This is a genomic window from Streptomyces iranensis (assembly GCF_017874715.1).
Taxonomy (GTDB): Bacteria; Actinomycetota; Actinomycetes; order Streptomycetales; family Streptomycetaceae; genus Streptomyces; species Streptomyces iranensis.
In genome coordinates, this window is record NZ_JAGGLR010000005.1 from 452226 (window position 1) to 474068 (window position 21843).

At 72.6% G+C, this 21843-nt stretch carries 19 protein-coding genes; 13 read left to right on the forward strand and 6 right to left on the reverse strand.

The genetic code is table 11. The annotated features are described in order from the left end of the window. Nucleotides 1-19 precede the first annotated feature (19 nt). Nucleotides 20-841, reverse strand: a complete 822-nt coding sequence (locus J2Z30_RS11975; protein WP_308279913.1) for a serine hydrolase — start codon at nucleotides 839-841, stop codon at nucleotides 20-22. Between the two features lie 84 nt (nucleotides 842-925). Here J2Z30_RS11975 and J2Z30_RS11980 point away from each other — a divergent pair, with 84 nt between their 5' ends. Then, nucleotides 926-1705: an SseB family protein gene (locus J2Z30_RS11980; RefSeq protein ID WP_044568693.1), complete on the forward strand. Its 780-nt coding sequence runs from the start codon at nucleotides 926-928 to the stop codon at nucleotides 1703-1705. Between the two features lie 104 nt (nucleotides 1706-1809). Beyond that, the gene (locus tag J2Z30_RS11985; RefSeq protein ID WP_044568692.1) at nucleotides 1810-2610 is read left to right on the forward strand and encodes an aquaporin; all 801 of its coding nucleotides are present in this window, start codon (nucleotides 1810-1812) and stop codon (nucleotides 2608-2610) included. Nucleotides 2611-2737: 127 nt separating this feature from the next. Here the strand turns inward: J2Z30_RS11985 and J2Z30_RS11990 are convergent, their stop codons facing one another. Then, the gene (locus J2Z30_RS11990; protein ID WP_044568691.1) at nucleotides 2738-3103 is read right to left on the reverse strand and encodes a DUF1844 domain-containing protein; all 366 of its coding nucleotides are present in this window, start codon (nucleotides 3101-3103) and stop codon (nucleotides 2738-2740) included. A gap of 438 nt (nucleotides 3104-3541) precedes the next feature. On the opposite strand from J2Z30_RS11990, the gene infC reads away from it, so the two are divergent. The 7 genes from infC to pheT all read left to right on the forward strand — a co-directional run bounded on the left by infC (nucleotide 3542) and on the right by pheT (nucleotide 11465). Further along, nucleotides 3542-4183, forward strand: coding sequence for a translation initiation factor IF-3 (infC, locus tag J2Z30_RS11995; RefSeq protein ID WP_078957272.1), 642 nt, complete (start codon nucleotides 3542-3544; stop codon nucleotides 4181-4183). 144 nt (nucleotides 4184-4327) lie between these two features. Beyond that, the gene (gene rpmI, locus J2Z30_RS12000) at nucleotides 4328-4522 is read left to right on the forward strand and encodes a 50S ribosomal protein L35 (protein WP_044568688.1); all 195 of its coding nucleotides are present in this window, start codon (nucleotides 4328-4330) and stop codon (nucleotides 4520-4522) included. 113 nt (nucleotides 4523-4635) lie between these two features. Further along, nucleotides 4636-5019: a 50S ribosomal protein L20 gene (rplT, locus tag J2Z30_RS12005; protein ID WP_009713826.1), complete on the forward strand. Its 384-nt coding sequence runs from the start codon at nucleotides 4636-4638 to the stop codon at nucleotides 5017-5019. Nucleotides 5020-5497: 478 nt separating this feature from the next. After that, nucleotides 5498-6331: a TrmH family RNA methyltransferase gene (locus J2Z30_RS12010; protein WP_044568685.1), complete on the forward strand. Its 834-nt coding sequence runs from the start codon at nucleotides 5498-5500 to the stop codon at nucleotides 6329-6331. 44 nt (nucleotides 6332-6375) lie between these two features. Then, the gene (locus tag J2Z30_RS12015) at nucleotides 6376-7554 is read left to right on the forward strand and encodes a sensor histidine kinase (RefSeq protein WP_044568684.1); all 1179 of its coding nucleotides are present in this window, start codon (nucleotides 6376-6378) and stop codon (nucleotides 7552-7554) included. Nucleotides 7555-7776: 222 nt separating this feature from the next. Further along, complete coding sequence (pheS, locus tag J2Z30_RS12020; RefSeq protein ID WP_044568683.1) at nucleotides 7777-8907, forward strand: phenylalanine--tRNA ligase subunit alpha; 1131 nt, start codon at nucleotides 7777-7779, stop codon at nucleotides 8905-8907. Further along, the gene (gene pheT, locus J2Z30_RS12025) at nucleotides 8907-11465 is read left to right on the forward strand and encodes a phenylalanine--tRNA ligase subunit beta (protein WP_044568682.1); all 2559 of its coding nucleotides are present in this window, start codon (nucleotides 8907-8909) and stop codon (nucleotides 11463-11465) included. The genes pheS and pheT overlap by 1 nt, the downstream gene beginning before the upstream one ends. Before the next feature lie 96 nt (nucleotides 11466-11561). On the opposite strand, the gene J2Z30_RS12030 is transcribed toward pheT, so the two are convergent. Then, nucleotides 11562-11918 (reverse strand): CU044_2847 family protein, encoded by a 357-nt coding sequence (locus J2Z30_RS12030; protein WP_052701283.1) that lies wholly within the window; start codon nucleotides 11916-11918, stop codon nucleotides 11562-11564. Nucleotides 11919-11924: 6 nt separating this feature from the next. Beyond that, a complete protein-coding gene (locus tag J2Z30_RS12035) occupies nucleotides 11925-15530 on the reverse strand; it encodes an nSTAND1 domain-containing NTPase (protein WP_044568680.1) in 3606 nt (1201 codons plus the stop codon). 317 nt (nucleotides 15531-15847) lie between these two features. Between J2Z30_RS12035 and J2Z30_RS12040 the strand changes: the two genes are divergently transcribed. The 3 genes from J2Z30_RS12040 (at nucleotide 15848) to J2Z30_RS12050 (ending at nucleotide 19538) form a co-directional block, all read left to right on the forward strand. Beyond that, nucleotides 15848-17065, forward strand: a complete 1218-nt coding sequence (locus tag J2Z30_RS12040) for a PP2C family protein-serine/threonine phosphatase (RefSeq protein WP_044568679.1) — start codon at nucleotides 15848-15850, stop codon at nucleotides 17063-17065. A gap of 524 nt (nucleotides 17066-17589) precedes the next feature. Beyond that, nucleotides 17590-18927: an NsdA family TPR-like regulatory protein gene (locus J2Z30_RS12045; protein ID WP_044568678.1), complete on the forward strand. Its 1338-nt coding sequence runs from the start codon at nucleotides 17590-17592 to the stop codon at nucleotides 18925-18927. Between the two features lie 80 nt (nucleotides 18928-19007). After that, a complete protein-coding gene (locus tag J2Z30_RS12050; protein WP_044568677.1) occupies nucleotides 19008-19538 on the forward strand; it encodes an NUDIX hydrolase in 531 nt (176 codons plus the stop codon). 22 nt (nucleotides 19539-19560) lie between these two features. Here the strand turns inward: J2Z30_RS12050 and J2Z30_RS12055 are convergent, their stop codons facing one another. Beyond that, nucleotides 19561-19818, reverse strand: a complete 258-nt coding sequence (locus J2Z30_RS12055; RefSeq protein ID WP_044568676.1) for a hypothetical protein — start codon at nucleotides 19816-19818, stop codon at nucleotides 19561-19563. 252 nt (nucleotides 19819-20070) lie between these two features. Between J2Z30_RS12055 and J2Z30_RS12060 the strand changes: the two genes are divergently transcribed. Continuing rightward, the gene (locus J2Z30_RS12060) at nucleotides 20071-20865 is read left to right on the forward strand and encodes an MgtC/SapB family protein (protein ID WP_044568674.1); all 795 of its coding nucleotides are present in this window, start codon (nucleotides 20071-20073) and stop codon (nucleotides 20863-20865) included. Nucleotides 20866-20962: 97 nt separating this feature from the next. Here J2Z30_RS12060 and J2Z30_RS12065 read toward each other — a convergent pair whose 3' ends face one another. Further along, nucleotides 20963-21820 carry a 3-hydroxybutyryl-CoA dehydrogenase gene (locus tag J2Z30_RS12065; RefSeq protein WP_044568673.1) on the reverse strand — a complete coding sequence of 286 codons (858 nt, stop codon included), beginning with the start codon at nucleotides 21818-21820 and terminating at the stop codon, nucleotides 20963-20965. Nucleotides 21821-21843 lie beyond the last annotated feature (23 nt).

The window sequence follows — 21843 nt, forward strand, 5'->3', positions numbered from 1 at the left end:
GCGCTCCGGAGCGGGCCGCTCACCCCGATGCGTGCGCGGCGGTCGCCGCCACGGCCGTCCGTGCCACCTCTTCCACCAGCGCCACCCCGCCCTCCCGGTCCGTGCTGCCCTCGGACAGCACCGCGATCAGACAGGGCCGACCGTTTGCCGTCACCTCGCCGATGCTGTTGACGACCCACAGTCCGGTGGCATCGCGGGGCATCCAGCCGTTCTTGAGCCGCGTTCCGGCGCCGGTGCCGTCCGCGGCGGCCGAGATGCCCCACGTCTGACCGGCGATGACGCGGCCCATCAGCGTCCGCAGATACGCCTGGGCGGGCGCGCCCAGGGGGGAGCCGTCCAGGAAGACCGCGCGCAGCAGGGCCAACTGGTCGGACGCGGTGGTGTGCGTCAGACCCCAGCGTCCGCGGTCGTCGGCGTGGGTATCGGTCAGCCCGAGCCGTCCGAGCGCGGCCTCGAGGCCCTTCGCCCCGCCGATCGGCCCCCACAGCGCCGTCGCCGCGTCGTTGTCGCTCCGCTCGATCATCACGCCCGCGTACGAGCGCTCCTGAGCCGTCAGCCGCCGCCCCTCGTCCTGCGCCCCGAGCAGCAGCGCCGCGAGGATGCCGACCTTGACGACGCTCGCCGTGGCGTACGAGCCGTCGCCGTGGGACCCGGTCGCCCCCGACCCGGGCTCCAGGACGGCGACCGAGAAGTCCGCGGTGGAGCCCGCGGCCACGGGCGCGAGCGCGTCGGCGAGCGCGCCGCCCAGCCCGCTCAGCCCCCTCGGCCCGCTCAACCCCCTCGGCCCGCCCGCACCGGACAGGGCGGACGGTGCCGGGCCGCCGTCGTTCACGCGTTCCACGCCGTCTCCTTCACTGCCGCCCCTGCCCCGGGGCGGGTGGGGGTGCGGGGATCTCGGTCTCCTCGCTGTCGGTACCCTCATGGCGTGGCGCTCAAGAACATTCCCGACCCCGGCTTCTCCGGCGACGACGGCTCCGCCGACCCCCGGCTGACCGCGGCGCTCGCCGCCTGGGCCGATGACCGCTCGGCCGAACCGGAGGTGCTCGCCGCGCTCACCGACGCCCGTCTGCTCGTCCCCGTGGTGGCGATCCTCGGCGAGGCGGAAGTGGTGGAATCCGAGCCGCGCGAAGCGTCCGTTGAGGGTGGTGGGAGACGGGCGGGCGGGCTGCGCCGTGACAAGACCAGCGATATGGCGGTGCCCACGCTTCAGGCCCCCGACGGCCGACGCGCGCTGCCCGCGTTCACCTCGCTCGAGACGCTGGCCCGCTGGCGCCCGGACGCCCGGCCCGTGGCCGTACCGCTGCGCCAGGCGCTGGAGGCCACCGCCCATGAGAAGGCGGACACCCTGGTCCTGGACCTCGCGGGCCCGGTGCCGTACCAGCTGACCGGGCCCGCGCTGCTGGCCCTCGCCGAGGGGCGGACCAGCGCCGATCCGCTCGCCGACCCGGCCGTGACCGAGGCGGTGTGTACCGTGCTGGCCGCCGAGCCGGAGGTGCTCCGGGCTCATCTGGCCCCGGCGGCGGACGCTGACGGGATGCTCGCGCTCGCCCTGGCGCCGGAGGCGCCCGCGCGCGAGACGGCGCACCGGGTGGCGGGCGCCCTGGCCGCCGACGAGGTGCTGCGGGCGCGGCTGGTGCGCGGGCTGACCCTGGCACTGCTGCCGCCGGACGCGCAGGTCCCCGGCGAGCCGCTCTTCACCCGCTGAGGGCCGGGCCCGGCCCTTCCCATTCGGACCAACAGGCGAATCCTCCCGATTCCGCCCACAATGCTTAGGCGACTGGCGGTCGGAATCTGTGTGAGGAGAGCGCCATGGAGACGAGAACGGTCGTAGCGGAGTTCATCGGGACCGCGATGCTGGTCCTCTTCGGAGTCGGTTCGCTGGTCCTGGCGGGCGACTACATCAACGCCCTCGGGATCTCGCTCGCCTTCGGCTTCACGCTGATCGCGATCGCCTTTGCGCTCGGACGCATCTCGGGCTGCCACATCAACCCGGCGGTGACCCTCGGTGTGCTGCTGGCCAGGCGCATCGACATCCGTACGGCCGTCCAGTACTGGGTCGCGCAGTTCGTCGGCGCGATCGTGGGCGCGGCGATACTCTTCCTGCTCGCCAACCAGGTGCCCCGGCTCCAGACGGCCGGCGCCTTCGGCAGCAATGGCTACGGCGGCCGCTCACCGGTGGGCATGGGCGCGGGCGGGGCCTTCCTCGCCGAGGTGCTGCTGACCTTCCTGCTGGTCTTCGTCTTCCTCACGGTGACCCACGCGGTGCCGATGGTCGGCGCCGAACCGGTCCCGGTGGGCCTCGCCCTCGCCGCGGTCAATCTGATCGGCATCCCGCTGACCTGGGCCTCGGTCAATCCGGCGCGCAGCTTCGGCCCCGCGATCTTCGCGGGCGGCGATGCGCTGGGCCAGCTGTGGCTGTTCATCGTGGCGCCGCTGGTCGGCGGCGTGCTCGCCGCGGCGGTGCACCGGTTCACCCATCTCCATCCGGCGGGCCAGGCCGAACGGGAGGAGGCGCATCCGCCCCCGGCGACCGGGCCGTGGGGACGCATGCGTGGCGGCCACCGCCCCGAGGCGGGCGGCCCGGAGTCCAAGGGCCCGGAGGCGGCCTGAGCGACAAGGGGTGCGGAGGCGGTCCGAGCGACAAGGGGCCCGGACGGCCCGAGCCGATGCCGATGCCGATGCCGATGCCGGGGCCCGGCCGTAAGGGGGCGGCCGGTCAGCCGAAGACGGCGGCCGGTCAGCCGAAGATCGGGCCGGTGAACTTCTCGCCGGGCCCCTGCCCCGGCTCGTCCGGCACCACCGAAGCCTCACGGAAGGCGAGCTGGAGCGACTTCAGACCGTCCCGCAGCGGAGCCGCGTGGAAGGAGCTGATCTCCGTGGCGCTGGCCGTGACCAGCCCCGCCAGGGCGTTGATCAGCTTCCGCGCCTCGTCCAGGTCCTTGTGCTGGGGGCCCTCCTCGGCCAGGCCCAGATTGACCGCGGCGGCGCTCATCAGGTGCACCGCGACCGTGGTGATCACCTCGACGGCGGGCACATCCGCGATGTCCCGGGTCATCCGGTCGAAGTCGGGGGCCGGCGGCTGCCCGGCGTTGGCGTCACTCATGGTGGTCGGGGCTCACTTCCTGATGGACGGTGTGCCCCAGCCTAGGCGTCCGCCCGGCACCGTACGCACGGGGCGGGCGAGTTCACAGGAACAGGAGAAGTGAGAGGACGAGGGACGGCGGGAACGGCGGATGCCGGGGACGCGGTGGGTGAGCATCCCGTGCGGGTGCTGGTATCGTAGATAAACGACCGGCCGGTCACGTGTGTGTCCGGCCCACAAGTGGAGGCTCCCCAGCTCCCACCTTCCGACCCCCGGGGTTGGCAGGTCATCGGTCAGGCTGCGCCCCGCGGTGATATCGCGGCGGTGCTCCCGGTCAATGAGGAGCCCCGCCTGTGTACCGTCCGGGGCGTTTTGTGCGTCACGGCGCGGTGGTCTCAACCGAAACAGACTTACGCGGCAGTCCGCCAGGCGGTCGCGTGGTGTAACCGAGGAGGATCCATCAGCGCCGAGCCCCGCATCAACGACCGGATTCGCGTCCCCGAGGTGCGACTCGTCGGTCCCAGTGGCGAGCAGGTCGGCATTGTGCCGCTTGCCAAGGCCCTGGAGCTTGCGCAGGAGTACGACCTCGACCTGGTCGAGGTGGCGGCGACCGCCCGTCCGCCGGTCTGCAAGCTCATGGACTACGGAAAGTTCAAATACGAGTCGGCCATGAAGGCCCGTGAGGCGCGCAAGAACCAGGCGCACACGGTCATCAAGGAGATGAAGCTCCGGCCGAAGATCGACCCGCACGACTATGACACCAAGAAGGGTCACGTCGTCCGGTTCCTCAAGCAGGGCGACAAGGTCAAGATTACGATCATGTTCCGTGGCCGTGAGCAGTCCCGGCCCGAGCTCGGCTACCGGCTGCTACAGCGGCTCGCTGAGGACGTCCAGGAGCTGGGCTTCGTGGAGTCCAACCCCAAGCAGGACGGCCGAAACATGATCATGGTTCTCGGTCCGCACAAGAAGAAGACCGAGGCGATGGCCGAAGCCCGCGAGGCGCAGGCAGCCCGCAAGGCGGAGCGTCAGGGCGCTCCCCACCTGGACCAGTCTCCGGACGCGTCCGCGGAGCAGCCGGCCGAGGAGCCCGCCGAGGCCTGATGTTTCGAGGCGCCAGCCTCGACCCCCGGGACCCTGGTCCCGACCCAGACCGACATAACAGACGCTTCCGCGCACACCGGCCGCGGCCCGATCGCGCCACGCCCGGATGGGGCGGAAGCGCCCCGACGAGGAGAGAACGGCGACATGCCGAAGAACAAGACGCACAGCGGTGCCAGCAAGCGCTTCAAGCTCACCGGCTCCGGCAAGGTGGTGCGCCAGCGCGCCGGTCGCCGCCACCTTCTCGAGCACAAGCCGTCCACGCTGACGCGCCGCCTGGCCGGAAAGGTCGAGATGGCCCCGTCCGACGCCAAGAAGATCAAGAAGCTTCTCGGCAAGTGACGCCCCTGCCCCGCTCCGGCGGGGTGAGGCGAGCGCCAGACCGGGACCCACCGGGACCTATTCGTTTCCGGGCCGCGTGAGTCACCCGCGGCCCCGTACAAGGAGTTAAACAAGTGGCACGCGTCAAGCGGGCAGTCAACGCCCACAAGAAGCGCCGGGCGATCCTCGAGCAGGCCAGCGGCTACCGGGGCCAGCGCTCCCGCCTGTACCGCAAGGCCAAGGAGCAGGTCACCCACTCTCTGGTCTACAACTACAACGACCGCAAGAAGCGCAAGGGCGACTTCCGCCAGCTGTGGATCCAGCGCATCAACGCCGCTGCCCGCGCCAATGGCATGACGTACAACCGCTTCATCCAGGGTCTGAAGGCGGCGAACATCGAGGTCGACCGCAAGATTCTGGCGGACCTCGCGGTCAACGACGCGAACGCGTTCGCGGCGCTGGTGGAGGCCGCGCAGAAGGCGCTGCCGAGCGATGTGAACGCGCCGAAGGCCGCGTAAGCGCTGCGCTGAGCATTGCCGGGTGGACCCGCAGGTGAACGCATCACCTGCGGGTCCGCGCATGTGGGCCGGGTTGTGCCCGCTGGGCTCTTGCTTCCGGGCGCGGCCCGGTGGCTGGGTTGTGCCCCCTGGGGTCTTGCTTCCGGGCGCGGGCTGGTGGCTGGGTTGTGCCCCCTGGGGTCTCGTTTCCGGGTGCGGGTCGGTGGCCGGGTTGTGCCCACCCGTCCCGCCCCGCGGGACGATTGCCCACAACAGGGTGCGAGCCGCCCTGCGGGACGATTGCCCACAACGGGGTGCGTTCTGCCCTGCGGGGCGGCCGCCCGCAGGCGGGGGCGGCGCTGCCCCTGCGGGGCTCGCGGCGCCGCGCCGCCGCTCCTCCCGGGGGTCCGGGGGCTTGCTCCCGGTTTCGGGGAGGGGCGGGGTGGGGGAAGACCGGCCCGCGCAACCAACACACCACACGAGAAAGCGCACGCACCCCATGGCGACCCCCGAATTGACGTCCCTGCGATCGCCACGCGTCACCGCGGCCCGCCGACTGGCCAAGCGCAGCTTCCGCGGCAAGGAGCGGCGGTTCATCGTCGAGGGGCCGCAGGCCGTACGGGAGGCCATCGCGCATCTCGTGGAGGTGTACGCCACCCCCGAGGCCGCCGGGCGGCACCAGGAGATCCTCGACGCCGCCCGCGCAGCGGGCATCCCCGTGTTCTCCGCGACCGATGACGTCGTCGCGGAGATGTCCGACACGGTCACCCCGCAGGGCATCGTCGGGCTGTGCCGCTTCCTGGACTCGCCGTTCGAGGAGATCCTGGCCGCCCGGCCGAAGCTTGTCGCCGTGCTCGCGAACGTCCGCGACCCCGGCAACGCCGGCACCGTGCTGCGGTGCGCCGACGCCGCCGGGGCGGACGCGGTCGTGCTGACGGACGCCTCCGTGGACCCGTACAACCCCAAGGCCGTACGCGCCTCCGTCGGCTCCCTCTTCCATCTTCCCGTCGCCGTCGGCGTGCCCGTCGAGCGCGCGGTGAGCGGGCTGCGGGAGGCCGGGGCGCGGGTGCTGGCCGCGGACGGGGCGGGGGAGCGGGACCTGGACTCGGAGCTGGACGACGGTCTGCTGGGTGCCCCCACCGCCTGGATCTTCGGCAATGAGGCATGGGGCCTGCCGGAGGCTACCCGCGCACTCGCGGACGAGGTGGTGCGCGTTCCGATTCACGGCAGGGCCGAGAGCCTCAACCTCGCCACGGCCGCCGCCGTGTGCCTCTATGCCTCCGCTCGTGCGCAGCGCGCTCCCGCAGGGTGCCGCTCCGTCACATCGACCTAGTAGGGTTGCCCCCTCTGGGAGGGGACCCGAGAGGGGGTGTGGGGATGGACGTCAGGACTTCCGGCGCCAGGGCGGCCGAAGCCCATGCGTCCGGCGGGCACGGCCGCCCGTCCACCGGGGAGGACCCCGGCGGCGCGCCGGACGCGCTCGGACCGCACCCCGACGATCTGCCCGACGGCCTGGTCGTGGCCGACGAGACCGGCCTGGTCACCTGCTTCAACGCGGCGGCGGCCCGCATCACCGCCACCGACCCCGCGGACGCGATCGGCCGTCGGCTCGAGGTGGCCCTGCCGTTAGAGGACCTGGACGGCCGGCGCTGGTGGGCGCTGACCGATCCCTATGGTGGGCTGGCCATCCGGGCCGGTCAGCCCGAGCGGAACCTGCTGCTGCCGGGCGGCCGCGAGGTGCTGGTCTCGGCCCGCTATGTGCGCGAGCGGCCGACCGGGCCGGTGCGCCGGGTGGTGGTCTGTCTGCGCGGCACCGAGGCGCGCCGCCGTACCGAGCGCAGCCATGCCGAGCTGATCGCGACCGTCGCCCATGAGCTGCGTTCGCCGCTGACGTCAGTGAAGGGGTTCACGGCCACGCTGCTGGCCAAGTGGGAGCGGTTCACCGACGACCAGAAGCGGCTGATGCTGGAGACCGTGGACGCCGACGCCAACCGGGTCACCCGGCTGATCGCCGAGCTGCTGGACATCTCCCGGATCGACTCCGGCCGGCTGGAGGTGCGCCGCCAGCCGGTGGATCTCGCCGCCGCCGTCCGCCGCCATGTGCAGGCGCTCACCGCGGCCGGGCACACCGCCGAGCGGTTCCTGATCAGGGTCAGGGGGCCGCTGCCCAGGCTGTGGGCAGATCCGGACAAGATCGATCAGGTGCTGGGCAACCTGCTGGAAAACGCGGTGCGCCACGGCGAGGGAACGGTCACCATTGACATAGCGCCCGCACCGGCCAAGCCGGTCGCGGAAGGCCCCACTGAAGGCCCCACTGTCGAAAGGACGGCCGTCACCGTGAGCGACGAGGGCCCCGGTATCCCGGAGGAGTCGATGAGCCGCGTCTTCACCCGCTTCTGGCGGGGCAGCAAGCGCGGCGGCACCGGCCTGGGGCTCTACATCGTCAAGGGCATCGTCGAGGCCCACGGCGGCGCGATCACCGTCGACCGGGCCCGCGGCGGCGGCGCGGAGTTCCGATTTACCCTGCCCGTGGGCACCCCGGCCTATCTGGCCTGATCCACCCGCGGGCTTCTCCAGCACGGGGCGGACCCCGAGCGCGGCGGCCGTCGCGCGGCGTCCCCCGGAACAGCACCCCTCTCGCGCCCCTTAGACTCGGGCTTTGGCACCTTTGGCGTCCCCTGCATGGGGCGCAGCGGTCGCAGCCGGTCGAGCCGGGGTCGCGCAGCCGGGGGGCACCTCCCAGCGGTAGCTGGGAGACAAACGGAAGCACGGGAAGAGATGTCGGCACCCAATAAGTCGTACGACCCTGTCGAGGTCGAGGCACTGAAACCGGAAGAGATCGCCCGCAGGCGGGACGAGGCGCTCGCCGCCATCGCCGCTGCCGGGGACCTCGAGGCGCTGCGCGAGGTGAAGGTCGCCCACACCGGTGACCGCTCGCCGCTGGCACTCGCCAACCGCGAGATCGGCGCCCTGCCGCCGCACGCCAAGGCGGACGCGGGCAAGCGTGTCGGTCAGGCCCGCGGCCAGGTCAACCAGGCGCTGAAGACCCGGCAGGAGGAGCTGGAGGCGGAGCGTGACGCCCGGGTGCTGGTCGAGGAGGCGGTGGACGTCACCCTGCCGTACGACCGCACCCCGGCCGGCGCCCGCCACCCGATCACCACGTTCTCCGAGCGCATCGAGGACGTCTTCGTGGCGATGGGCTACGAGGTGGCCGAGGGCCCCGAGGCGGAGGCCGAGTGGTTCAACTTCGACGCGCTCAACTTCCCGCCCGACCACCCCGCCCGCGAGATGCAGGACACCTTCTTCGTGCGCGGCGTGAAGGGCGACAAGGACGGCGAGGGGTCCGGTGTGGTGCTGCGCACCCACACCTCGCCGGTGCAGATCCGGTCGATGATCGACCGCGAGCCGCCCATCTATGTGATCTGCCCGGGGCGCACCTACCGCACCGATGAGCTGGACGCCACCCACACCCCCGTCTTCAACCAGGTCGAGCTGCTCGCCATCGACGAGGGCCTGACCATGGCCGACCTCAAGGGCACGCTCGACCACATGGTGCGGGCGCTGTTCGGCGAGGGCATGTCCACCCGGCTGCGGCCGAACTTCTTCCCGTTCACCGAGCCGTCCGCCGAGATGGACATGCTGTGCTACGTGTGCCGCGGCGAGTCCGTGGGCAACCCGGACCGGCCCTGCCGCACCTGCTCCAGCGAGGGCTGGATCGAGCTGGGCGGCTGCGGGATGGTCAACCCGCGGGTGCTCATCGCCTGCGGTGTCGACCCGGACAGGTACAGCGGCTTCGCCTTCGGCTTCGGCATCGAGCGGATGCTGATGTTCCGGCACAACGTGGAAGACATGCGAGACATGGTCGAGGGTGATGTGCGCTTCACCCGGCCCTTCGGGATGGAGATCTGATGCGGGTCCCGCTTTCTTGGCTGCGGGAGTACGTCGACCTGCCCGCCGGTGAGACCGGCCGTGACGTACAGGCCAAACTCGTCTCGGCCGGGCTCGAGGTCGAGACCGTCGAGCAGCTCGGCGCCGGGCTCAAGGGCCCCCTGGTCGTCGGGCAGGTGCTGACCATCGAGGAGCTGGAGGGCTTCAAGAAGCCGATCCGCTTCTGCACCGTGGACGTGGGCCAGGCGGGGGGCACCTCCCAGGCCGAAGGCTCTGGGGGAGGAACCGGTGAGCCGCAGGAGATCGTCTGCGGCGCCCGGAACTTCGCGGTCGGCGACAAGGTCGTGGTCGTGCTGCCCGGAGCCGAGCTGCCCGGCGGCTTCGCGATCTCCGCGCGCAAGACCTACGGCAAGGTCTCGCACGGCATGATCTGCTCCAGCGACGAGCTGGGCATGGGCGACGACGGCACGCACGGCATCATCGTGCTGCCGCCGGAGTACGAGGTCGGCACCGACGCGATCGAGCTGCTCCAGCTGGTCGACGAGGTCCTCGACATCGCCGTCACCCCGGACCGGGGCTACTGCCTGTCGATGCGCGGGGTCGCCCGCGAGACCGCGACCGCCTACGAGCTGCCGCTGCGCGACCCGGCCCTCCTCGACGTGCCCGCGCCCAACAGCCACGGCTACCCGGTCAAGGTCGCCGACCCGGTCGGCTGCGACCGCTTCACCGCCCGCACCGTCACCGGGCTCGACCCCGAGGCGCACTCCCCGATCTGGCTGCAGCGCCGGCTCCAGAAGGCCGGGATGCGCCCGGTCTCGCTCGCCGTTGACGTCACCAACTACGTGATGCTCGAACTGGGCCAGCCGCTGCACGCCTACGACCGCTCCCGGATCACCGGGGCGATCGGGGTGCGCCGCGCGGCGCCGGGCGAGAAGCTCACCACCCTCGACGGCACCCAGCGCGTCCTGGACGCGGAGGATCTCGTCATCACCGACGAGAGCGGCCCCATCGGCCTCGCCGGTGTCATGGGCGGTGCCAACACCGAGATCGCGGACACCGCCGCCGACCCCGAGTCCGGCCAGGTGGCGGGCACCACCGAGGTCGTCATCGAGGCAGCCCATTTCGCCCCCGTCCCGGTCGCCCGCACCGCCCGCCGCCACAAGCTGTCCTCCGAGGCGTCCCGCCGGTTCGAGCGCGGTGTCGACCCCGAGGCCACCTCGGCGGCCGCGCAGCGCACCGTCGATCTGCTGGTGCTGCTCGCGGGCGGCACCGCCGAGGTGGGCGTCACCGAGATCATCGCGCCCAGCGCCCCGCACACCATCACGCTGCCCGCCGACCACCCGGACAAGGTCGCGGGAGTCTCCTACGGCCGCGAGACCGTGGTGCGCCGGCTGCAGCAGATCGGCTGTGATGTCTACGGCGCCGACGACCTCACCGTCACGGTCCCCAGCTGGCGGCCCGACCTCACCGACCCCAACGACCTGGCCGAGGAGGTCATCCGGCTCGAGGGGTACGAGAACCTCCCCTCGACGCTGCCCCAGCCCCCCGCCGGGCGCGGGCTGACCGAGCGTCAGCGGCTGCACCGCCGGGTCGGCCGGGCGCTGGCCGGGGCCGGATACGTCGAGGCGCTGAACTACCCGTTCCTCGGCGAGGAGGTCCTCGACCAGTTCGGGCTGGCCGCCGACGACCCGCGGCGCGATCTGGTCCGGCTGGTCAACCCGCTGTCGGACACCGAGCCCGCGCTCCGTACGACACTGCTGCCCGGACTGCTCGGCGCGCTGCGCCGCAACGCCGGCCGCGGCGAGCACGACCTCGCGCTCTTCGAGACGGGTCTGGTCTTCCGCGCCACCGGTGACGAGCCGCCCGCGGCCATCCTGCCCGTCGACCGCCGTCCCACCGACGAGCAGATCGCCGGGCTCGACGCGGCGCTGCCGCACCAGCCGCGCCGCGCCGCCGTCGTCCTCGCGGGCGACCGCGAGCAGGCCGGCTGGTGGGGCAAGGGCACCCCGGTGAGCTGGGCCGACGCCGTCGAGGCGGGCCGGGTCGTGGCCCGCGAGGCGGGCGCCGAGCTGATCGTCCGCCAGGACCAGCAGGACCCGTGGCACCCGGGCCGCTGCGCCGCGCTGCTGGCCGTCGTCGACGGCGAGGAGATCCTCGTCGGCAACGCCGGTGAGCTCCACCCCCGGGTCACCAAGGCCCTGGGCCTGCCCGAGCGCACCTGTGCGATGGAGATCGAGCTCGACCGTCTTGAGCAGGCCGGCGCCGGCCGCGTGGAGGCGCCCCACGTCTCCACCTTCCCGGTGGCCACCCAGGACGTCGCGCTGGTCGTGGACGCGTCCGTGCCCGCGGCCGAGGTCGAGACGGCGCTGCGCGAGGGCGCGGGGGAACTGCTCGAATCCCTCCGCCTGTTCGACGTCTTCACCGGTGAGCAGCTCGGCGAGGGCAGGAAGTCGCTGGCCTACGCGCTGCGCTTCCGCGCCCCGGACCGCACGCTGACCGCCGAGGAGATCGCCGCGTCCCGCGACGCCGCGGTGTCGGCGGCCGCCGACCGCACGGGCGCCGGCCTGCGCGGAGCCTGACGGCGACCGGCTCCCGCCGCTCGCCGTGAACACGGCGATGGGGCGCGTCCCGCATCGGGACGCGCCCCATCGCCGTGTCGGCTTCCACGATGGCCGTTACGGACCGTGGCCGTCGTCCCGCTGCCAGACCAGTCTGACCGTGAAGTTCCCCTCGGCCGCCGTCTTGGCGATCACCGCTCCGGCCTCAGCGTTGATCTTCACCCCGAGTTCGACCTCGACCGTGCTCGGCGGGCTGGGGAGCGTGGTCAGCCGGTCCAGGAGCGCCGCGGCCGCGGCGCGCACCTGGTCGAAGCTCTCGCTCAGCGTCCGTGCGGCGGTTCCCGCGACCTCGCCCGGCCGGGCGGCGCGCACGATGCCGGAGCTGGTGTGCTCGACCTCCATCACCACCGCTCCGGCGCCGTCGGAGTCCTCCGAGCCGTTCAGCGGCACCCGGATGAGCTGTGTCTCGGCCACGCGTCCCTACCCCTTCCTCGTGCACAACGCTCCCCGGTACGCACCGGGGGGCAGCTTCCCGCCGACGGCCGGCGGCAGCGTCTCGTCGCCGAGGATGTCGCACAGGTGCGCCATCCACCGCTTGGCCTCGGGAGCCGACGGGCGTGTGGTCGGTGTCGCGGTGGGGCGGCCGGTGCCGGTGGCGGGTGCGGGCAGCCGGCGCAGCGGATCGCCCTTGCCGGGGCCGACGACGGCGAGCAGGCCGCGCTCCGACAGGACCGCCGACGGGGCGTCGCCCGTGCCGAGGAGGTCGACCTGCCATCGGCTGTCCACTCTGGTGAGGAAGCCGTCGTCCGCGGAGCCGCCGGATGCGGTGGACGAGGAGGACGGGACGGGGGTGTCGGGGATTCCTCCGTAGACCAGGATCCGTGAGCCGCCGGTGGACACGGTGACCCCGGTCACCGTGTCCTGCTGGGAGGAGCGCTTCTGCCGGAGGAGTCGTCCGCTCGGCAGTTGGTAGACGGACAGCCGGTGGTCGGCCTTCAGATCGACGATCCGGGTCTCCGTGACGGCCACCCGGGTGAGGTCCGGGCTCACGTCCGCCACCACGGCGTTCTTGGTCGAGACCTTGAAGGCGAACAGCTGGTGCCCGCGTGGTGACGACCCGCTCAGGTCCCACCGCTTCACCGAGAGGGTCGCCTCCAAAGACGCCCCCTTCGCCGTCGTCTCGTTCAGCGTGATCAGGCGTTTCCCACCGGCGTCCAGCCATAGTGCGGTGACCGGCTCCGGCAGGCCGGGCATGGTCTTCTCGATCCGGCCGGTGACGGTGTCCCAGAGCACGAGTCGGCCGTCTTCGCCGAAGAGGCCGGTCTGGCCCAGCAGCACCGAGCCATCGGGGGAGAAGGTCAACCGCGCGTACGTCGTCGGCATCGCGAGGCCGGGGATATCGGGGAGTTCCAGATCGGGGAACTCCAGGTCGGGGAAGCCCGGTATCTCCCGCGACGTGTCCGGGAACGGATCGCCTTTCTCGGGACGCGCCAGCGTCCGGTCCTGCCCGGTACGCGCGTTGTACAGGTGCACAGGAAGCCCGCGCGGGTCGTTCGACGGAGCCGACTGCCCGCCACTGGGGTCCGAGAAGAGTGGTGCCTTGGCCATGGCCACCAGGGAGCCGTCCGGGCTGACCGCCGCGACGTCCGCGTCGCGACCGGCGGGCAGCCGGCGCCGTACCCCGCCGTCGGTGCGTTCCAGCACGACCACCTTGCCGGCGGCGTTCCGCGCGGCGATCACCTGCCCCTCGGAATCGATGAAGGAGGAGCTCGGCAGGGGGCCCGTCATGTCCGTGAGGAGCGCGCTCACCGACGGGTACCGAGGGGCGAGCAGGTCGGCGAAGCCGTACCGTGCGTACATCTCACCGAGGCGCGCCCGGGTCTGCTCGGTGTCCTGCGTGCGGTAGGCGCGCAGGGCCAGCAGCAGTGCCGTGTATGCGGCCCCGGTGTCGGTGGCGCCGGTCTCGGCGTCGCGGGACTGCTGGAGCAGGACCCGGGACGCCCGGGTGGCCGAGTCCGTGGTGACGTCCTGTTGCCAGGAGCGGACCGCCAGCCCCAAGGCCCCTCCGATGAGGCAGAGCACGACGACGAGGGCGACGATCGCGGTACGGCGGCGCTGGGCGCCGCGGACGCTCGCCTCGATGTATTCCTTCTCCGCGGGGAGCAGCTCGTCCTGGCGTCGCGCGTGCCATTCCCGGGCGTCCCGCAGATCCGCCCCTCGCAGCAGCCGGCCCCGGGAGCGCCTGTCGGCGGCCCACGGGGAGATGCGTCGGCGCAGGTCCTCCTGCCACACCCGGAAGCCGCGGTCGGCCTCGAAGAACGCGCGCAGCCGGCTCCAGTGCGTCAGCAGCGTCTCGTGGGCCAGCTCGACGGTCTCCTCGGGCGGCCCGTCGCCGGGGCGGTACTCCTCGCCGGGCACGACCAGGCGCGTGGTCATCAGCCGCTGGGCGATCCGCCATTGCTCAGGCGGCAGTTCGGAGCGGGTCAGGGTGCGGCGGGTGGGCTCGACCCGGCCGTCGCCCGGGTGGGCGAGCTGGACGAGCAGCGTGCGGGCGGCCCGGTGCTCCTCCTCGGTGAGGGCGCCGGTCCAGATCTGTTCCGCGTGGGTCACCAGCGCGTCGTTGACGCGGCCCAGGGACTCGTACGCGGCGTGTCCCATGACGCCTCGCCGCTGGCGCTCCCACAGCTTGGTGAGGGTGAACTCCAGCAGGGGCAGCCGGCCCGGATCGCTCCCGAGATCGGCCAGGATCCGGTCCACCAGCCCCGGTTCGTAGCGGACGCCGGTGTGGTGCAGCGGACGCTCGATGGCCGCGCGCAGTTCCGCGTCGGACATCGCTCCCACGGTGAACAGCCGGTCGCCCGCGAACAGCGGGGCCAGCCCGGGGTGGTGGAGGGCGGGGGTGAGGAAGTCGGCGCGCAGGGTCGTGACGACCCGCAGCCGGGACCCGGGGTGCAGAGCGTGCCCGAGCGCGGCCGCCAGGGCGTCCAGCTCCGCCTGCTCCGTACCGATGAGCGCTTCTTCGAACTGGTCGGCCACCACGAGCAGCCGGTCCTTGCCCTGACGTTCCAGCAGCCGGTCCACGACCGCGGGCAGTTGGCCCGTGCGCACCAGGTCCGTCAGTCCGGGCAGCCCGGTCAGGCGCGCGGTCTCGGTCAGGTCCGGCTCGAGGCGCGGAAGCAGGGCCAGGGCCAGGGCGGTGAGCGGGCTCCGGCCGAGCTGTCCGGGGCGGAAGGCGACGATTTCCAGGTCCCGGCGGTCGCGCAGCCGCGGCAGCGCCCCGGCGTGCAGCAAGGAGGACTTGCCGCAGCCGGACGGGCCGACCAGGCTGATCGCCGGTGCGTAGCCGAGCAGGTCGACGATGCGCCGGGCCGGCTCCTCCCGGCCGTGGAACAGCCGGGCGTCGCGCTCCTCGAAGGGCTCCAGAGCCCGGAACGGACAAGCGGGCAGCGCCGTTTCGCCCAGCGCCGAGGAGCTCTCGCGCAGCGTCTGCGTCGGGATGAGGTAGGCCGTGCGCACATCCGGCCTGTCGTCGGCGGCGACGACCATACCGACCACGCCGCCCTCGGCCACATCCCAGACCGGGGCCCCCGAGAAGCCGGTTTGTACGCGGTGCTCGCTGGACGAATCCGTGTCGTACTGCAACCAGCCGGCACCGGTCCGCCCGCGCAGCCAGCCGACGCTCCACGCGCCGTCGTCGTAGGCGGTGGGAAAGCCGAAGGTGCGCACGCGACGGTCCGGTTCGGCCACGTCTTCCACGAGCCGGGCCACGGTCGCCTTGGCGGGCGGATCGGTGAGCAGGCGCAGGACGGCGACGTCTCCGGACCCATCGGCCCGGACCGGGGCCCAGGAGGCGATCCCCACCTCCATGCGCCGACCGGCCTCCGCCAGCGGGAAGTCGACCCATAATCGCCCGGCCGGTGGCTCAGCGAGCGTGTCGGACGGGACGCCCAGCGCTCTGGCCACGACATGGGCACAGGTGATCACTTCACGGTATCCGCTGAGGAACCCGGCTCCCTCGGGCCGCCCGTCGGCGCCCAGAATCCTCACCACCGAGGCGTCACTCGGCGCGGCTGTGTCCTGTTTCACGAGGCCCCCCACACTCGGTCAACAGCTGAGGGGCAGTCGCGTAGGCACCGCCTCCCCCAAGCGATGAATGACACAAGTGTGACCCCCCTCACCCCGTACGGCAATCCAATTGGCAACAGCCGACACCGCGTCCGCGGTACGGCGGCGTGTTCGGGTGGGCGCCCGGGGCGCGGTCACCCGATCAGGTGAGATGCGGAGGCGACTGGTCCAATTGGCAGAAGCTGTCGCAAGAATCGTGCCGGTCGTACGGCCCATGCGGGACCGACCGTCCTCCGGGCCCGGCCGACCGCCTCATTGGCCGGCCTTGGGGGCGACACATGATCGGGACATCGGCAGTCGGCGGCGCGTTCGTACGGAGGGCACGGAGTCTGCGGGCGGCCGCCCGCGCCGTCCCCTGCCTGTGGGTGCTCGGCGTCATCTGCTGGGAGCTGCTGACCCCGCACCACACCGAGGTCGTCCCCCTCATCGCCGCGGCACCCGCCATCGCCTGCGCGAGCGGCGGCCGCCGCGGATGCGTTCTGTTGCTCGGCGGCGCCGGTCTGCTGTTCGCCCTCGCCCCCGCGACCGCCCTGGAGCCCGACGGCGAGGTGACGGAGCCGCACGCCCCGCTGGTCACCTGCTGCGCCATCGTCGGCGTGGCCCTCGGCGGCTATCTCACGGCGGGCCGCAAGGTGCGGCTGGTCCGCGAGCTGGAGGAGCTCCGGGCGGTGGCCGCCGCGGCGCAGGACGTGGTGCTGCGGCCGCTCCCGGCCCGGCTGGACGGCATCGAGCTGGCGGGCGGCCATCTGTCGGCCAGCCGGGGCGCCGCCGTCGGCGGCGATCTCTACGAGGCGCTGGCCACCCCGTACGGCGTCCGCGTCGTCATCGGCGATGTGCGCGGGCACGGCCTCGCCGCGATCGGCACCGTGGCCGCCGTCCTCGGCAGCTTCCGCGAGGCCGCCCATGAGGAACCCCGGCTCACCGGGGTACTGCGCCGGCTCGACCGCGCCCTGGAGCGCCATCTGCGCGCCCCCGCCGACGGGGAGTGCCCGCTGGACAGCCATGTGGACGAGGAGTTCGTGACCGTCCTGCTGCTGGAGGTGGGCCGGGACGGCGAGGTCACCACGCTCAACTGCGGCCACCCCTGGCCGCACCGCCTCCGCGAACAGCCCGTGGGCCCGGCCCTGGCCCGGCAGACCGCGCCCGGCGAGGTGCTGCCGCCGCTCGGTCTCTTCCCGCTCCCCGCCGAGCTTCCCACCGTCCGCTGGGGCTCCCTGGGGACCGGCGACACGCTGGTGCTGCACACCGACGGCGCCGAGGACGCCCGCGACGCCCACGGCACGTTCTTCCCGCTGCGCCGCGCCCTGTCAGAGGCCGCGGGCGCCGGACCGCTCGTGCCCGCGGCGGTCGTCGCGGGGGTGCGCTCGGCGCTGCTGCGCCACACCGGCGGCCGGCTCGCCGACGACGTCGCACTGCTCGCCCTGCGCTACGACCACTGCCCGCTCTCGAGCCCCACCGCCCTCACCCGCCCCGCCGCCGACGCCCACCGGGCGTGAGGGGGAGCCCGTCGTAACGCCTGCGGCGGGCTGTTCCCCTCCCCGCCCCTTCCCGATACCCGGGGCTCTGCCCCAGGCCCCGATACCGGGGCTCTGCCCCAGGCCCCGATACTGGGGCTTCGCGCCTTCCCGATACCGGGGCTCTGCCCCAGGCCCCGATACTGGGGCTTCGCGCCTTCGCGATACCGGGGCTCTGCCCCAGGCCCCGATACTGGGGCTTCGCCCCTTCGCGAGACCGGGGCTCTGCCCCAGGCCCCGAGACCGGGGCTCTGCCCCAGGCCCCGAAACCGGGGCTCTGCCCCAGGCCCCGAAACCGGGGCTTCGCCCCTTCCCGAGACCGGGGGCTGCGCCCCAAGCACCAGGGGGCCAGGGGCGGGACCCCTGCCACGTGGTGGTGGCGGAGCGGCATATTGAGGTTGTGGGAAGGGGGAACGGCCCCGCTGGGCCCCACCCCGTCCCGATTCACACCCCGTGCGAATCGCCCTCCATTACGCTGGCGCCACCGAGCGCTTCGGGAGGGCGAGATGGAGCCCAACACACTGCTCGACTCCGTGCTCGACGAGGCCGGAGTCTCCCACGCGGGGCTGGCCGCGCATGTCAACGAGGCGGGCCGGGCCCGGGGGATGAAGCTGCGGTACGAACACACCGCGGTGGCCCGGTGGCTGAAGGGCCAGCGGCCGCGCGGCCAGGTGCCCGACCTCATCTGCGAGGTGCTGGGCGAGCGGCTGCACCGCGCCCTCACCCTGGACGACATCGGCCTCGGCACCCCCGGCAGCGTCCGCGGCCCCGCCACCCCGCTCTCCGGATTCGTCGAGCGCGCCACCGCGCTGTGGCGCTCGGACGAACAGCAGCGCCCGCATGTCGTCGAGGCCCCGGCGGTCACCGGCACCCCCGCCGTCATCCCGGTGTGGGAGTGGGAGAACCCTCCCGAGGACTCCGATGTCTCCCGGCGCGGGCTGACCCGCGTCAGCATGACCGACATCGAGACGCTGCGCGCCGCCCGCGCCCACTACGAGCAGATGTACCGCAAGGCCGGCGGTGTCGCGACCCGGACCCGGGTGGTGGGGTTCCTCAACTCCGAGGCCGCGCCGCTGCTGCGCGGCGCGTACGCCGACGACACTGGCCGCCAGCTGCACCGGACGACCGGCGGCCTGGTGGCCATCGCCGGGATCTGCGCGTACGACTCCAACGCGCACGGCCTGGCCCAGCGCTACTTCCACCAGGCGCTGCGGCTCGCCAAGGCCAGCGGCGACCGGGGCCTGGGCGCGTATGTGATAGCGCTGCTGGTCAACCAGTCCCTCTTCATGAAGGAGTACCGGCAGGCGGTCGCCTTCGCCGAGTCGGCGCTGCGCGCGGCGGGTTCCCAGATCACCCCCGCGCTCGCCGCCGACCTCTACGCCATGCAGGCCAAGGCGTACGCCCGGCTCGGCGACGGCGCCGGGGCGCTGTCCTGCATCCGGCGTGCCGAGACCGCCGCCGACCGGATCAGACCGGGCCAGGAGCCCGACGAGACCGGCTATGTCCAGCCCGGTCTGGTGAACGTCCAGGTGGCCGAGGCGCTGTTGAGCCTCGGCGACCTCGGTGGCGCCCGCGAGCACGCCGCCGCCGCGGTCGGCACCCCCGCCCACGACCGGGGCCGGGTGCACCGGCTCGCCATGCTCACCCATATCGAGCTGCGCCAGGGCGAGGCGGACCGGGCGGGCGCCACCGCGGTGGAGATGACCGAGCGGGCGCGGGGCATGGAGTCCCAGCGGTTACGCGACCGGCTGCGGGCGGTACGGGAACACCTCGCGGCCAGCGGAAGCGCCGCGACGGCCGAGGCCGCCGAACTCATCGACGGGGCACTGCGCGTTCCTCTGTGACCGCGGTTCCGCTCGCGGGTCCGCACTCTCGTCAGCGGGTGGCCCAGGATGGCCTCCCGTGCGACGAAAGGTGGCTGACAGTGCGCTGGAAGAACCTCAGGGAGCGGACCGTGTACGAGAACCGATGGTTCCGGGTCAACCTCGCCGATGTCCGGCTCCCGGACGGACGTCAACTCGATCACTATCTGATCCGGTTGCGCCCGGTGGCCGTGGCCACCGCGGTGAACGCGGCCAACGAGGTGCTGCTGCTGTGGCGGCACCGGTTCATCACCGACGCCTGGGGCTGGGAGCTGGCCGCGGGCGTCGTCGAGGACGGTGAGGACATCGCCGACGCCGCGGCCCGGGAGATGGAGGAGGAGACCGGCTGGCGGCCCGGCCCGCTGCGCCATCTGCTCTCCGTCGAGCCGTCCAACGGGCTCACCGACGCACGGCACCACATCTACTGGGCCGAGGAGGCGTCGTACGTCGGACACCCGGAGGACGACTTCGAGTCGGACCGCCGCGAGTGGGTGCCGCTGAAGCTGGTGCCCGACCTGGTGGCGCGGGGTGAGGTGCCCGCGGCCAACATGGCGGCCGCGCTGCTGCTGCTCCACCACATCAGGCTCGGCTAGGCCGGGCCGCCGGCCGTCCGGACTAGTGTCCCGCCGCCTGCCATACCGCGACGGCCAGGGCGGACAGCCCGGTCAGGGCGGCGATGGAGGGTAGCGGCCAGCGTCCGTGCTCCAGTATCCGCATCCGCCCGCCCAGTTGGTTCACGTCCTCCTCAGCCTGCTCTCCGCGGTGGTCGAGCAGGGCGAGCCGGCCGTCGACGCGGGTGAAGCCCACTTCGACGGTCCGGCGCAGTTCCGCGAGCTCCACGGCTAACGCGGCTTGCTCGGGCTCGGTGGTCACGGGTTGATCCCCTTCCGGATGTAACGTCCATGCAGTGGTGACGCTCCGAGTCAAGCGCATGCCCAGGTGGTGCGGGAGCGTGTGTGGGGATGGTGTGTGAGTCACCGGCGCACACCCCGTGCGAAAGGCGGTACTCAGCGGGTACTCAGCGGGTACTCATGGGGGACGGCGGTCGAGGGAAAGGGACCGCGAGGGGCGGGCGGACCGGATGGATCGCGTCCATCCACAGGCCGGACAGACCGGACGGAAGGGATGGATGTGGCACTGATCGCCGCTCCGATGTGGGCATTCGGCGCCGACCAGGGAGTGCGGCAGTTCGCCGAGCTCGGCGTCGCGCTGGTGCTGTCCACCCTGATCGGGCTCGAGAGGGCGGTGCAGCAGAAGAGCGCCGGGCTGCGCACCCACACCCTGGTGGGTGTGGGCAGCGCGCTGTTCATGCAGGTCTCCCAGTACGGCTTCAGCGATGTGCTGTTCCGCGACCACGTCGGCCTTGACCCCTCGCGGGTGGCAGCGCAGATCGTCTCCGGTATCGGCTTCATCGGCGGTGGCCTGATCTTCGTCCGGCGGGACGCCGTCCGCGGACTGACCACCGCCGCGACCGTCTGGCTGACCTGTGCGGTGGGCATGGCCTGCGGCGGTGGTCTGGCCCTGCTGGCCACCGCCGCCACCGCGGTGCACTTCCTGGTGATCCGTGGCTATCCGCTGCTCACCCGCCGGCTGCCGACCCTCTGGTCGGCCGAACGGGTGGAGTTGCAGCTCTCGTACCGGGTGGGCGCCGGGCTGCTGCCGCGCGTGCTGGAGCTGTGCACGGCCGCCGGGTACAAGGTGGGCCGGGTCCGGGTGGACCGGGCGCCGTGGAAGGGCCGGGACCGCACCACCCGGGTCGTCCGGGCCGAGGAGGAGGCCCGGCCCGCCGATACGGGGGTCGCCGAGGTGGTGCTCGCACTCGAGGGCACCGGGGACGTCCTCCGGCTGGTCGGGGAGATCTCCGAGCTGGACGGCGTCCTCGGCGCCGACGCGGGCCACGACCTCGACGGCTCGGACTGACGGCCTCGCGTTGCCATCGCCGTTGCGGCGGACGTGGACGCCCATGTTCCGGGCTCGCCGTCACCTGGCGCGAGTGCGGCTCAGTGCGAGGAGAGGCTCAGTACGAGTAGAAGCCCGATCCCGTCTTGCGTCCCATACGGCCCGCGTCCACCATCCGCAGCAGCAGCGGGGGAGCGGCGTACAGCGGCTCCTTGTACTCCTCGTACATCGATTCGGCGATCGCCACGATGGTGTCCAGGCCGATCAGATCGGACAGCTTCAGCGGGCCCATCGGATGGGCGCAGCCCAGCTCCATGCCGTTGTCGATGTCCTCGCGGCTGGCGATCCCGGACTCGAACATCCGGATGGCGGACAGCAGATACGGAATGAGCAGCGCGTTGACCACGAACCCCGCGCGGTCCTGGGCGCGGATGGCGTGCTTGCCCAGGATGTCGCCGACCAGCGCCTCGGAGCGCTTGATGGTCTCGTCACCGGTGGTGAGCGCCGGGATCAGCTCCACCAGCGCCTGCACCGGCGCCGGGTTGAAGAAGTGGATGCCGATCACCTGGTCCGGCCGGGAGGTGGCGACGGCCAGCTTGACCAGCGGGATGGAGGAGGTGTTGGAGGCCAGGATCGCGTCCGGGCGGGTCACCACCTGGTCGAGGACCTGGAAGATCTCCGTCTTGATCTGCTCGTTCTCGACGACCGCCTCGATCACCAGATCACGGTCGGAGAATTCCCCCAGATCGGTGGTGAAGCTCAGCCGGTCCAGCGTCGCGTCGCGCTGCTCCTCGGTGATCTTGCCGCGCTCCGCGGCCTTCCCGAGGGAGTTGGTCAGCCGGGTACGCCCTATCTCCAGGGCCTCGCCCGTGGTCTCCGCGACCATGACGTCCAGGCCGGATCGGGCGCACACTTCCGCGATGCCCGCACCCATCTGGCCACAGCCCACCACTCCGACGCGTTCGATGTCGGTCACATCGTGCCTTTCGCTGGTCCAAC

Coding starts and splice junctions, on each gene's coding strand:
- J2Z30_RS11990 (WP_044568691.1), bottom strand. CDS start 3,103: ATGAGTGACGCCAACGCCGGGCAGCCGCCGGCCCCCGACTTCGACCGG.
- J2Z30_RS12015 (WP_044568684.1), top strand. CDS start 6,376: ATGGACGTCAGGACTTCCGGCGCCAGGGCGGCCGAAGCCCATGCGTCC.
- J2Z30_RS12010 (WP_044568685.1), top strand. CDS start 5,498: ATGGCGACCCCCGAATTGACGTCCCTGCGATCGCCACGCGTCACCGCG.
- J2Z30_RS12060 (WP_044568674.1), top strand. CDS start 20,071: ATGGATGTGGCACTGATCGCCGCTCCGATGTGGGCATTCGGCGCCGAC.
- rpmI (WP_044568688.1), top strand. CDS start 4,328: ATGCCGAAGAACAAGACGCACAGCGGTGCCAGCAAGCGCTTCAAGCTC.
- J2Z30_RS12045 (WP_044568678.1), top strand. CDS start 17,590: ATGGAGCCCAACACACTGCTCGACTCCGTGCTCGACGAGGCCGGAGTC.
- J2Z30_RS11985 (WP_044568692.1), top strand. CDS start 1,810: ATGGAGACGAGAACGGTCGTAGCGGAGTTCATCGGGACCGCGATGCTG.
- J2Z30_RS12040 (WP_044568679.1), top strand. CDS start 15,848: ATGATCGGGACATCGGCAGTCGGCGGCGCGTTCGTACGGAGGGCACGG.
- pheS (WP_044568683.1), top strand. CDS start 7,777: ATGTCGGCACCCAATAAGTCGTACGACCCTGTCGAGGTCGAGGCACTG.
- pheT (WP_044568682.1), top strand. CDS start 8,907: ATGCGGGTCCCGCTTTCTTGGCTGCGGGAGTACGTCGACCTGCCCGCC.